Origin of the sequence: Bartonella sp. AU18XJBT (assembly GCF_028618595.1) — a bacterium.
Classification (GTDB): domain Bacteria; phylum Pseudomonadota; class Alphaproteobacteria; order Rhizobiales; family Rhizobiaceae; genus Bartonella.
In genome coordinates, this window is the sequence record NZ_JAQITE010000023.1 from 16,998 (window position 1) to 29,387 (window position 12,390).

Here is a 12,390-nt window from a genome sequence, read left to right on the forward strand (position 1 = left end):
GAAAAACACTCTCATGCATAAAACAAACTATGTCTTTTTTCGCTCAATCAAGAAGACAAGAAGCTTTTAAGAACAACACAAGTTGTTACAAAGAAAAAAGGCAGCACAATGTGCTGCCTTTTTTAAAAAAGTACATACTGTATCTTATATTAAAATTGATAACGCACGCCCCCAGAAAAGCTTGTTCCAGAAAAACCAGCCTTATTAAGCTTATGTTGATAAAGAATATCAGCATGCAGAGAGAACTGTGGCAACAATTTGGCATTAAATCCTAATCCAGCCTCTAGAGAAGAACCAAAAGCTCCTAACTTGAAAGCATCATTGAAATGCACAGACTGTTTTCCTTCAAAACCATGAGCAAGATAAAGCTTACCATAGAAAGCAATAGCATTCACGCCTTCAGAGCCTGTAGGAATCTTGGTTAAGCGTCCACCAACACGTGCTACCCACTGATTAAGGTTACCCATTTCAATATCAAAATTGTCAATATCACGGGACTTATTAAACTGGAGATGTTGATACACAACCTGAACCTGCGGATCAAAGACAAAACCCTTATATCCTGTAGCAATTGTCTGACCACCAGCTAAAGAAACACTCAAAGGATTACCTTTTAATGTTGCTGTTTTACCCCGTGCAAGGGTAAGAACATCACCTTTGAACAGACCATAGGATAAAAGACCGTCAACATAGAAGCCAACATTATGCTGCATGCTACCATATACTGTAGCAGTCCATTTATCAAATGCACTCTTCTGACTTTGCTCAACATACAAAGGCTGCAGAGAAAGGTTTCCATAAGTTCCCATAACACCAAAGGATATAGCGCTATCAGCATTTTCAATAGTTTGCAGCAGAACACCTGCCTCTACACCATTATAACTAAGATCGCCATCATAACCATATTCAAGTGCGGAAAGATCTGAAGCATAACGGTAACTTCCACCATAGCCACGCAAGTATAAAGCAGGATTCTCACGAGCCTCTACCATTCCAGTAGAAGTCAGCCGCAATGTCTCCAACTGTTTATTTTGATTGCTAATATCCATCAAACCGGTATGAAATACGCTATTAGGCAAGACGAGATACGTTGGCACTTGTGGAACAACAGACCTTACAAACTGTTCAGGAAGAGCAGCAACCCCCATAGACTTAACATACTGATTTTCTAAGCGGAAGTTCCAAAACTCTCCACCATCCTTAACAAATTTCTGCTGAACATGCCCCTGTTTCGAAGTCACGTCTGGACCATAAGCACGAAGAGTGTATTTGTAAGGTGAATTCCTCAGCGCAACATAATTGCCATCGAGCTGGAAAGAATCTTTCTTCGCTTGACCATAGACCTGAATAACTGAAACACTATGAGCAATCTTTCCATTCGCTTTAGCATCTCCTACATTGCCCGCATCACCTCGTACATGTATTTTTGTTTTTCCAGAAACATCACCATGAATGACAAGTCGATCAATGACTTGCTGATCACTTGGATCATGAGGATTCAAACGCGCATTGAGATGAATTACAGCATCACCCTGCGCCTCATAAACTGTGCCTTTCCCATTTCCAATATGGAGAGTCTGATATTTCCCTTCAGATTCGGAAGATCTAAAATCAATAGCACTATTTACAAGACTCACAGAAGAAATGCATGAATCCACACATCCTACACCTAGAGTACCCAAATTCCTCTGTGCACTTCTTTTTAGAATCCACTTTGAACTATTGGCCAAGTCTAATTTTGCGTAAGAACTTTTATCAACGCGAACACCGCCTGTAACAATAGAGCTATCAACCGTAACTGATATATTAGAATCATTCTCGGCTTTTAATAATAAGTCACCAGCAAGAGCTGTTTTATTTTCTAATGAAACATGACCACCAGAATTATTACCATAGATCGCTATACCATTTGCAACTTCAAAAGCCGTTTCCTTCAACGAAATTGCCCCTGTTATGCCTATAGGTGTTTTCTCCTGTTTGGATACAGCGCTCCGCTTAACAACATTTGCTCTCTCAGCGGCTACATCCTTACTCCGATTTTGTTCACTTGCTTCTTTCTGTATTCCCCCATCAAAATATATGCCATAGGTTCCATCTCCTTCCACTCTAACAATAGAAGCCTCGATATTCGCGTGATTCATAGCAGAACGAGTCTCTGAAGATCTTCTCTTCCTAGAAGACCCCGTTTCAACCACATCATCACCCTTTATAATCCACAAAGCATGAGCATCAGTAACAACACTCCCATTCTTAAAATCAATAGAAGCATTATCACTCAACAGAAAAGCTGCACGCCCTAAATTCTCTGCGGAATCTGACTTACCCTGTCCTTTTTTCGCAGTAATATTAACTTTGTCTAACTCAACGCTCCCCCCAAGTTCTGACCTCACAGCCACTCCCTTTGCCAAAGTAATAGCTCCAGAGTCCATGCTTATCTTACCGCCTGTACTTGCCAAACCAGCTATAGCCAAATCCCCCGTCACGTTAATTCTCGTATCCTTTAAATTAACAGATGATCCAGAACCCGCCAAAGCGCCCGCATAAAGTGCGTCGACTGTCCCACCAGCCATCTTAACCTTTCCGCCACTTTTAGCTTCAAGCCCAATTACAGAAGATTGAATTTTTGAGTTTTTATCCAAAATAACTTCTGCTTTGTCTTCTGCAAGCACAGCACTCACAAGCTCAGATTGTAGCAAACCCATACTCTTTTTCAAATCAGAAGAATCCGCACTACTAATTGTGACCCCCTCTAACTTAATAACTGTATTCTGACTCTTTGCATGCATAGAATGTTGATTTTTATCCGTTGCCTTCAGTGTCTGCCCTTGTATTGTATATGATTGACCATCACTACACGAATAAGCACCTTGCAATCTTTCCGTACCATTTTCCCCCGTATTACTACACTGAGAAGAAACAGCTTCCTGCTTTATAGCATTGGCTGATACAGTCGCCACTATAGGGTTTTGCGATTCAGATCTAAGTGTGTCGGCTCCTTTATTATAAAGTAGAACACGCGCTACAGGTTTACCATCCGTCCCCTTAGAGGCAGGCTTCCTTTTCTTAGATTTAGTAGAATTAACTAGGGTAGAAGAAAACTGAGGCTTTTTAGTTTTTCCAGAAGTAGCAGGCACTTCAGTCTTGACCTTTCCCAACGAAGAAGATTGAGGAGCAGCAGAAGACATAACAACCTGAGATGGAACTAATTCAACCGTTGTATTATTATCCTCTGTAATATGACCTTCTCCGTCTACTATAGTATACCCTACAGCGTTAGATTCCGCACTTGAACTATCAAGAAGAGAAATACCTAAAGTGTCACTATTTCCACCTGTTAATCTATCTTCTGTTCTCGGTGATGGAGTAGGTCCACTTTCATCTATATCATTCACATTAACTGTATCATTATCACTACGGAGTACTGTAGGATATTCCACTTCATTCTGACTACCTGTTCTATTAGGAGAAGCAGTATGAGAAATATCTACACTTTCATCAATAGTTTTCCCAGTTGTCAAAACACTTCCTGAAGTAGATGGTGTATTTCCTGAAGCTTCAAAAGTTGGAATCAGATCTTCAACAGATGCACCAGCTGAATCCACATCATCATCTTCTTCCATATCATAATCGTCATCATAATCTACTATACTATACCCAGCATCATCATATTCCACCCTTGAATTACCAAGAAGAGAAACACTTATAGCTCCACCATTTTCATCTGTTGTTAGCAATAATGTATCCCCTGTTTCCGAATACAGAGTAGATGAAATATGGTCTTCAGAATCCAAATCATTAGAAGTATCTTGAGAAACAATAGTAGATGTAAGACCTAAATCCATACGAGACTCATCTGTATCAGATCTCGCCAATGAACTAGGCGGAGACTGAACTACTATCTGCTCCAATAATGGAGAATCCTCTGTTCCTTCTCCAACAGAAACAACACGCTCAATTTCTAAAGAAAAATCCCAAAATTTGTTCCCCAATCCTAACAATACAGAATCGAAAGGGTTATCTATTTTTTGCACGGCATGAAGGGTATATTGATAAGGCGTACCCAGAGTAACATAAGAACCATCCAGCTTGAAAGAATCTTTTTCTGCGTGCCCATAAACCTGAATAAGCGAAACACTGTGTCTAGCTGAATCCTCTTGCCCTTCTCCACGTGAAGTATTATTCACATGTATTATAGTTTTCCCTTCAACGTCACCATTAACTATAAGCCTATCAGATACCTGAGTATTTTTTGCACCAGACGCAGCTAAATCTACATTGAAATGAATTTTTGAGGTCCCAGACGCTGTGTAAACCACACCTTTTCGATTTCCATTCCCACTTCCAATGCGAAGGGTACGATATTCAATATCCCCAGCACTTCCATTTGTTAAAGAAGTAATAAATTTAATTTTACTATCTGAAAGGTTTACAGATGAAATACATGAATCCACACAACTCTCATCTGAACTTTCCAAACTACTATATAGATTCTTTTTTACATCCCATTCCGATCCATTGGATAAGAAAAGCTTAGCATGAGAATCTTTCTCAATACGAGCACCTCCCGCAATTGAAGAGTCGTGAACAAAAACAGACAGATCGGACTTATTTTCAGCTTCCAATAATAAACCACCTGAAACATTTGATTTGCCTTTTATAATAACGTTCCCCGCCAAATCATCACCATAAATGGCCACACCCTCTGGAACTTTGAGATAAGTACCGCTCAAAAGAACTGCATGTAACTTACTTTTCTTATCCTTTTCCCTCTCCAACAGCACTTCATTATCATTGCCTATAAAATCTTCTTCCCCATCAAAATATATACCATAAGATTTACCTCTCATTGTAACAGTTGAATTTTGAATATCAGAAATCATGAACTTGGTAACTTTAGAGGGTACACGAGGTTTTGCAGAAAATAAATCTGCCCCTAAAAAATATTCTATACTAGAAGAAATCTCATGAATGTCAGCAGCTCTACTATTGGACGTACTTACTATCGCCTTTCCTCCTTCCATTATTACTTTCACTCCATCAAACTCTTCTTGTTCATCTTGATCAGACAACTCTAAACCCGAATAATCAAAAACACTTTCTGAATACGCACCACTTATCAACAATGCAAGGGTATTGGAACCTTCAAGTTGTCCATTTTTAAAAGAAATGCCACCTCCATACGATAACAAACCGGCACTATATTGGCTTAAACTATTGCCTCTTCCCTGAGAAACTCTAATAGTAGTTCCATCTAATACTGCAAGTCCCCCGTTTTCCGATACAACCCCTACTCCACCCGCTTCTATAATAATTTGCCCAGACTGCATCTGTATAATAGATTTCTCAGAACTCCACAAACCAACTCCAAGAACATCAACATTTACTTCATTTAAAGAAATTACTCCACCACTTCTAGCGAAAGCACCTACATAAGCACCTTTGATAGAACCATTCAACATAGAGATAGTTCCGGAATCCAGAGCTTCAAGTCCAATAAAAAAACCCTTAATTTTTGAGCCCATTAAATTAACTGTGTTATTTTTGTGTTCTACCGACACAGCAACCCCCCTATTGATTTTATTACGAGAAACATCTTCACCCTGTCTCACATCAGAAAGATTTTTATTAACACCTCTATCATAAATTAATTTATTAATATCTTGCATTCCTAAAAGGCTAGGAGAACTATTCTCTCCCCGTACATTCATAATAGATACACTATCCAAATAAAGGACAGTTCCTTCTGGAGAATTCCCTGACTGACCATTCAAATGTACAGCAGTCTCTTTCTCTTTCACTATAACACTTCCCCCTTTTATTCCATATACCCCAGACTGACCGCAGGAGATAACTCCATATACCAAAGAATTATCAAAATCTATTGGAGCCCCCACATCTGCAGCTCTTGTTACTCTATTGCGCATATTATTTTGAGGACCTAGCCCACCTGGAATAGCAGCGCCTGCAGGGGAATCTAAAAAACCGCTAAAAGTAGCATTGAAAATACCACCTGGGACAGCAGCTGACATACCTGTTGGAACACCAACACCTGGAACACCTGCACCTGGAACACCACCTGGAACACCACCTGGAACACCACCTGGAACACCACCTGGAACACCTGCACCTGGAACACTATTATCTAGAGTGCTCTTTAGACTATCAAGAGTAATAATAGCATTCTGTCCAAGAGAGGAACAACTAGTAATAGGTAAATATACCACCTGATTCTTACGCACAGCGCCCGATGCCCCCCCAGCTACAATATCGTTGGATTCACCCTGAGGAGATGTAACTACATTTGCGTATGATAAAGATGTTCCAAAGTTCGGTAATAGCAATCGATTACCCATCACCTCCATAGAAACATCCACACCTTGTAAAAAGAAGAAAGCACTTGTTGTCAGTGCGTACAGACTTGTACGCTTTTTAAATACATTGATCATATGTCAAACTTTCTAAATAATGTTGCAAAAACACTAGAATTAAGTGAAAATAAGGTAAGTGAACAATTTGTAACATATGTTAGTCAATTTTACAACATAGTGTTATTTATTTACACTTCATTTTGTGCATAAAAATACCTAAGTTAAGTTTTTAAATGCACAAACCATTGTAATATCAGATAAAAGGATAAAACCACGATGATAAAGTATATGAAATGGATGACTTCTGTTTTCCTGGTTGCGATCAGCTTTGCAATGCTTTTATGGACTCAGACGAGTATTGCAAATACAAGTACTCAAACAAATGTAACGATTAATCATGTTTCAGGTACGACTTCTGTTCCCGCTTCTCCACAGAAGGTTGTTGTATTTGATATTGCCTCTCTTGATAATATGAACCGCCTTGGTATCAAAGCGGTTGTCGGCATTCCTGAAGGTAAAAAACCATCTTATCTGCAACAATTTGATGATGCAAAATATGAAAAAATTGGTACCCTTTTTGAACCCGATTATGAAAAAATTGCCACCCTTCAACCGGATTTGATTATTATTTCCTCCAGAACTCAAGCAAAATATAACGATTTATCCAAAATCGCTCCAACAATTGATCTAACTGTAGGAAATGAAAATTCTCTTGCAGATATTGAACGGAATGTGTCTATCCTTGGCAAAATTTTTGGCAAAGAAAAAAAAGCTGCAGAAGAAATTGCAAAACTCAATGAAATTTTAGCTGAAGTTCGTAAAAATACTAAAGGAAAAGGCAAAGGTCTTGTACTCATGACCTCTGGTGGAAAAATCAGTGCCTTAGGACCAAAATCACGTTTTGATATTTTTCATTCCGCTTTTGGAATTGCCCCTGCAACCGATAAACTCACTGTACAAAAACATGGACAGCTCATTTCTCCTGAATTTATTCTTGAGACAAATCCTGATTGGTTGTTGGTGATTGATCGGGATGCCGCAATTGGACGTGAAGGGCAATCTGCAGCACAATTGCTTAACAATGAGCTTGTTCACCGCACAACAGCGAGCAAACAAAACCAAATTATTTATTTGGACTCTTGGAGCTGGTATCGTGCAAGTGGTGGTTTAACGGGACTCTTTGAAACCGCTAAACAGATCAATGAAGCCTTTACAAAGAGCAAATAAGCGTACAAAAGAGCTTGCTTGCTATATAAATAAAATTTAAAAGCAGAGATTGTTTATTAAACAGTCTTTGCTTTTTTAGGTTTTGTTAGAAAATGATTTAACGTGAAGAATTACTGGATAACCATAACACTTCTCATTCTCCTGTCTATCCTCAGCATTTTTGTTGGTTATTCTGATGTCACACCTTCTGACCTATTCGCAGCCGATCCCCATGCGTGGCTTATTTTTTGGCAAACACGTCTTCCTCGTACCATTGCAATCCTTTTAGTAGGTGCATCACTTGCACTTTCAGGTATGATTATGCAACTATTGACACGCAATCGCTTTGTCGAGCCATCAACCGCTGGAACTGTTGAATCTGCTTCCCTTGGCATTCTTTTTATTATGATTTTTCTGCCTGATATTTCTGTTTTAGGAAAAATGGTCGTTGCGACAATTTTTGCCATGACAGGCACTTTACTTTTTATGTTTTTATTGCGCCGCATTCCTCTAAAATCTGCTCTCATTGTCCCCCTTACAGGGATTATGCTAAGCTATATTATTGGCTCTTTAACCAATGCCATTGCAGATTATGAAATGTTACTTCCCTCTCTTCAAGCTTACTTATTTGGCAGTTTTGCGATGATTCTTGAAGGAAAATATGAGCTCTTATGGCTATCCCTTCCCCTTTGTATTCTGGCCTATTGTACTGCTGATCGCTTTACGGTTGCAAGCTTGGGAGAAGATTTAACCAATAACCTTGGATTGAATTATCGTGTTGTCATGTTTTTTGGTCTTTTTATTGTCGCCTCAATCACTGCTGTTGTTGTCTGTACAATTGGTCGAATTCCTTTTGTTGGACTCATTGTTCCCAACCTTGTGTCAAATTTCATAGGCGATAATATGCGCCGTACTGCTCCTTGGGTGGCCATCAGTGGTGCAGGATTGGTTTTGATTTGTGATCTTTTAGGACGAATAATTCATCCCTCTCTTGAGATTCCCATCAGCACTATGATGGGTGTAATCGGTAGTTTTATTTTTATAATATTGCTTTTACGCTGGAGAAAGCATCTTGGATAGAAGAAGAAAAACAATATGTGTACTAACAACACTTATCATCATAGCATGTATTGTCACTAGTCTTTATATGATGTGGAATATCAATGTTTATACATGGACCTTTCGTCTTACAAAACTTTCCTCTCTGCTTCTTATTGCCTATGCAATAAGCGTTTCTACGGTTTTATTTCAAACAATCGTTAATAACCGGCTTCTTACCCCTTCAATTATGGGATTTGATCAGCTTTATATTTTAATAAAGACTGTTCTGATGTATTTTGTAGGCTCTCTTTCTTTGCCCTTTTTAAATGAAGAAGGGCAACTCATTCTCGAAGCCATCATTCTTATTCTTTTTTCAATAAGCCTTTTTCGTTGGCTATTTTCAGGAAGCCTAAAAGGACTTCACTTAACGCTTTTAATTGGTGTTGTTTTAGGCGGCTTTTTTTTCAGTTTACGGATGTTTATGCAATTGCAATTAAATCCGGACCAAATGATGAATTTAACGGATATTATGTTTGCAAATTTTAATAAATTTAATATGTCACTCATAAGCTTTGCCACAATCATTGTCTTCATTGTGAGTCTGATTGGATGGCATTCCCGTCATCTTCTTGATATTTTGGCTTTGGGACGTGATAACGCTCTTAATCTTGGTGTCAATTACCACAAAAGTGCGACAGCTGTCCTTATTTTTGTTTCCATTCTCGTTTCCATTTCTACCGCATTAGTAGGCCCAGTCACCTTTTTTGGACTGTTAGTTGCCAACCTTTCCTATGAACTTTCTCCTCAAGCAAAACACAGTGTTGTTGTGCCGATTGCAATATTATTAGCGATTATTTGTTTGGTGGGGGGACAATTTATTTTAGAGCAAATTTTTCACATGGCAGGACGTTTAAGTTTTATCATTGAGTTTTGTGGGGGAATTGTTTTCTTAATGTTACTGATGAAGGGAAAACTAAAATGATTGAGATCAATCATCTTTCCAAGGCTTACGGAGCACGATTGATTATCGATAATTTATGCCTTCATCTTCCCAAGGGGGGGATTATTTCTCTCATTGGGCCAAATGGTTCGGGAAAATCAACTCTTTTAATGCTGATAAGACGTCTTTTGCCGCATCATAATGGTACAATTCATATCGACGGCTTTGATATTGATAAAATGCCCCACGATATTTTGGCTCAAAAACTCTCAATTCTGCGTCAAGATAATCCTTTATCCTTCCGTTTAACCGTGTACGATTTAGTAAGTTTCGGACGCTATCCTTATTCAAAAGGCTGGTATACACACGAAGATAAACAATTTATCGACAGTGCGCTACGCTATCTCGGCTTACAAGATTTAAAAGACCGTTTTTTAGATGAGCTTTCTGGCGGTCAGCGTCAACGCGCTTTTATAGCCATGGTTATCTGCCAAGATACTGATTATCTTCTCTTAGATGAACCATTAAACAATCTGGATATGAAACATGCCGTTTCTATGATGAAGCAGTTACGCCGCACAGCTGATGAACTGAAAAAAACCATTCTTATTGTTATGCACGATATTAATTTTGCATCATCTTATTCAGATATGATTGTTGCACTGAAACATGGGAAAGCAGCTTATTGTGGAACTCCCAAAGAAATTATGCAACCAGAAATTCTTAAAGACATTTATGATGTCGATATTCAAATCAAAACAATCAATGATATCCCTATCGCTCTTTATTATCGATAATCATAAAAAAATTTTGTGCTTATATGCACTATAGAATCTGCCAGAGATAGTAAAATTGGCTTATTGGAGAATAGTTTAATGGTAGAATAGCGCTTTGACTTCGTCAATCTTGATTCGAATCCAAGTTCCCCAGCTAGTATTTAATGATTGTAACTTATCATCGGGTTTTGTATAATTTGGAAACAGATTTTGCATCAATTTATTTTTTCAAAGGATCTTCAAAAAACTTTCAAGGGTTATTTAAAACCCCTTTAATGCGTATTTTTCTCTTCCTCTAAAAATTTCAATTTGAGATGATAAGCTCTTGAGCCGGAGTCGGATTCTTTGAATCAGATGTATAAGATGCGCCAACCCCTTTTATCTTAAATTGGCTAAAGATTTTTCGGATCTGAGACACATCATTGAGAGAGAGAACTTTCCCTTTAATTGCGCAAACAAAGCAAACATCATCAGGTAGTCCTCTCGCTAAAAAAAATCCTTTCCATAGTAATCCTCCCCCCCCAGTAAGGCGGATCAAAATAAAACAAAGTGCTTGGACGGTCATAACGCATAATAAAATCAGACCAGTCTAAATGTTCAATGGTAACACCTGCTAAGCAGCGGTATATAAGCTTTAATACGCTTTCAAGTTTCAACGAATTAAACCGTGCACTACAATTAAAATCAACGCCAAATGTTCGTTTGTCCACCTGACCAGCGAAACTCAAATGCTAGAGATATAAAAACCGCAAAGCCCGCTCTAAACGTGGTGGTATTTGGGTCTTGTAAAGCAAAACATTGAAATTCTTCATGGCTGCTTATTTGGAACTGCGACAAATCCATAAAAGGATGATAACCAGAAAAAATTCACCACATCACCTGAGCAATTATTGATGACTTCGTATAAAGATATCAATTTCCTTGTAAAGAATATGCCTCCCATTCCTACAAAAGACTCCACATAAGGCGATAAGGGATAGCTTCTATGATTTTACAGGTACAGATCACTGGCCATTCAATAACACCAACTGATGTCCAAGCCAATTAGAGAACCTGTGGAAACAGGCAGGTTGCGAAGCTGAATATAATGGAACAGCACCGAACGGATAAGCCACGCATCATAAGTAAGCCTCTAGCGTGCATAGCTTATAGGTTTTGGAAACAGACAATATTATAATTCAGGCGATTAAAGATCGGATCTCAGGCTTTTTAATCTAGTGGACAAACACGAATAATATGTCCGTCTAGATCTTTGATTAGGAAGGTACGTCCAAATACATCAGTATACGGTTCCTTCAAAACATTTATCTCAACGGTGGTTTGCTCTTTCCATTCCGCATAGAGCTTATCTACGTCCTCTCCCTTAGGCAACATAATGCCGATTTCTGAAAAACGAGGCACATTTTCCTCAGGCGCATCGCCCCCAGACCAAAGAGCAAAGAGTGCGTCACCCGAAGAAGCAAAAGCAACATAACGTGGCGAGATGAATACAGGCTCTTTCTTGAAGATGAATTTGTAAAAAGCAGTAGAATACTCTATGTTTGAGACATATACCAACTGTAGGTTTGGGGTAACAGGATAAGTAGGGATATTACTCATAAATTCTCCATGATTTAGTAGCTGTTGCTTGACAGGCATATACCTATTAGAGAATATTTCAACAAGAGTTTGTAATGCTTCCGTTCACGGTGTGCTCTATTTATATGTTTTTATTCTCTTATTGCTATATGCTAAAATATTGAGACCGCCACTACTGGGATTATAATGACATCCCTATCGCTCTCTATTATCGATAATCTAAAGATTTTTTGCGTTTGCATGCACTATAGAATCTGCTAGAGATGGTAAAATCGGCTTATTGGGGAATAGTTTAATGGTAGAACAGCGGACTCTGACTCCGTCAATCTTGGTTCGAATCCAAGTTCCCCAGCTGTTGTAGCTTGCCAGCGGGTTTTGTATATTTTGCCAGTATGTTTTGTATCAATTTATTTTTTTTAAAGAGTTTTTAAGGTGTTCTCAAAGGGTCTTCAAATGCTTTTCAAAGGGTATTTAAAGCTCT

The 12,390-nt window shown here is 38.6% G+C and carries 7 protein-coding genes and 1 tRNA gene; 5 read left to right on the forward strand and 3 right to left on the reverse strand.

Annotation, left to right across the window (positions count from 1 at the left end; all coding sequences use genetic code 11):
* Positions 1-149: 149 nt before the first annotated feature.
* Positions 150-6,446, reverse strand: a complete 6,297-nt coding sequence (locus PVV60_RS06970; RefSeq protein ID WP_273723978.1) for an autotransporter outer membrane beta-barrel domain-containing protein — start codon at positions 6,444-6,446, stop codon at positions 150-152.
* 198 nt (positions 6,447-6,644) lie between these two features.
* On the opposite strand from PVV60_RS06970, the gene PVV60_RS06975 reads away from it, so the two are divergent.
* From PVV60_RS06975 to PVV60_RS06990, 4 genes are all read left to right on the forward strand, one after another.
* Positions 6,645-7,595 carry a siderophore ABC transporter substrate-binding protein gene (locus PVV60_RS06975; RefSeq protein ID WP_273723979.1) on the forward strand — a complete coding sequence of 317 codons (951 nt, stop codon included), beginning with the start codon at positions 6,645-6,647 and terminating at the stop codon, positions 7,593-7,595.
* A 102-nt stretch (positions 7,596-7,697) separates the two neighbouring features.
* A complete protein-coding gene (locus PVV60_RS06980) occupies positions 7,698-8,654 on the forward strand; it encodes an iron chelate uptake ABC transporter family permease subunit (protein ID WP_273723980.1) in 957 nt (318 codons plus the stop codon).
* Positions 8,647-9,597, forward strand: a complete 951-nt coding sequence (locus tag PVV60_RS06985) for an iron chelate uptake ABC transporter family permease subunit (protein ID WP_273723981.1) — start codon at positions 8,647-8,649, stop codon at positions 9,595-9,597. Before PVV60_RS06980 ends, PVV60_RS06985 begins: the two co-directional genes overlap by 8 nt.
* Positions 9,594-10,352: an ABC transporter ATP-binding protein gene (locus PVV60_RS06990; RefSeq protein ID WP_273723982.1), complete on the forward strand. Its 759-nt coding sequence runs from the start codon at positions 9,594-9,596 to the stop codon at positions 10,350-10,352. Before PVV60_RS06985 ends, PVV60_RS06990 begins: the two co-directional genes overlap by 4 nt.
* A 283-nt stretch (positions 10,353-10,635) precedes the next feature.
* Here the strand turns inward: PVV60_RS06990 and PVV60_RS06995 are convergent, their stop codons facing one another.
* Positions 10,636-10,896, reverse strand: a complete 261-nt coding sequence (locus PVV60_RS06995; protein WP_273723983.1) for a hypothetical protein — start codon at positions 10,894-10,896, stop codon at positions 10,636-10,638.
* Positions 10,897-11,540: 644 nt separating this feature from the next.
* Positions 11,541-11,930 (reverse strand): VOC family protein, encoded by a 390-nt coding sequence (locus PVV60_RS07000; RefSeq protein ID WP_273723984.1) that lies wholly within the window; start codon positions 11,928-11,930, stop codon positions 11,541-11,543.
* Between the two features lie 260 nt (positions 11,931-12,190).
* Between PVV60_RS07000 and PVV60_RS07005 the strand changes: the two genes are divergently transcribed.
* Positions 12,191-12,261: transfer RNA gene (locus PVV60_RS07005), tRNA-Gln, on the forward strand.
* Positions 12,262-12,390 lie beyond the last annotated feature (129 nt).

Excerpts from the sequence above, each read along its gene's own strand:
- PVV60_RS06975 (WP_273723979.1), top strand. The coding sequence starts at position 6,645 with ATGATAAAGTATATGAAATGGATGACTTCTGTTTTCCTGGTTGCGATC.
- PVV60_RS06990 (WP_273723982.1), top strand. The coding sequence starts at position 9,594 with ATGATTGAGATCAATCATCTTTCCAAGGCTTACGGAGCACGATTGATT.
- PVV60_RS06970 (WP_273723978.1), bottom strand. The coding sequence starts at position 6,446 with ATGATCAATGTATTTAAAAAGCGTACAAGTCTGTACGCACTGACAACA.
- PVV60_RS07000 (WP_273723984.1), bottom strand. The coding sequence starts at position 11,930 with ATGAGTAATATCCCTACTTATCCTGTTACCCCAAACCTACAGTTGGTA.
- PVV60_RS06995 (WP_273723983.1), bottom strand. The coding sequence starts at position 10,896 with ATGACCGTCCAAGCACTTTGTTTTATTTTGATCCGCCTTACTGGGGGG.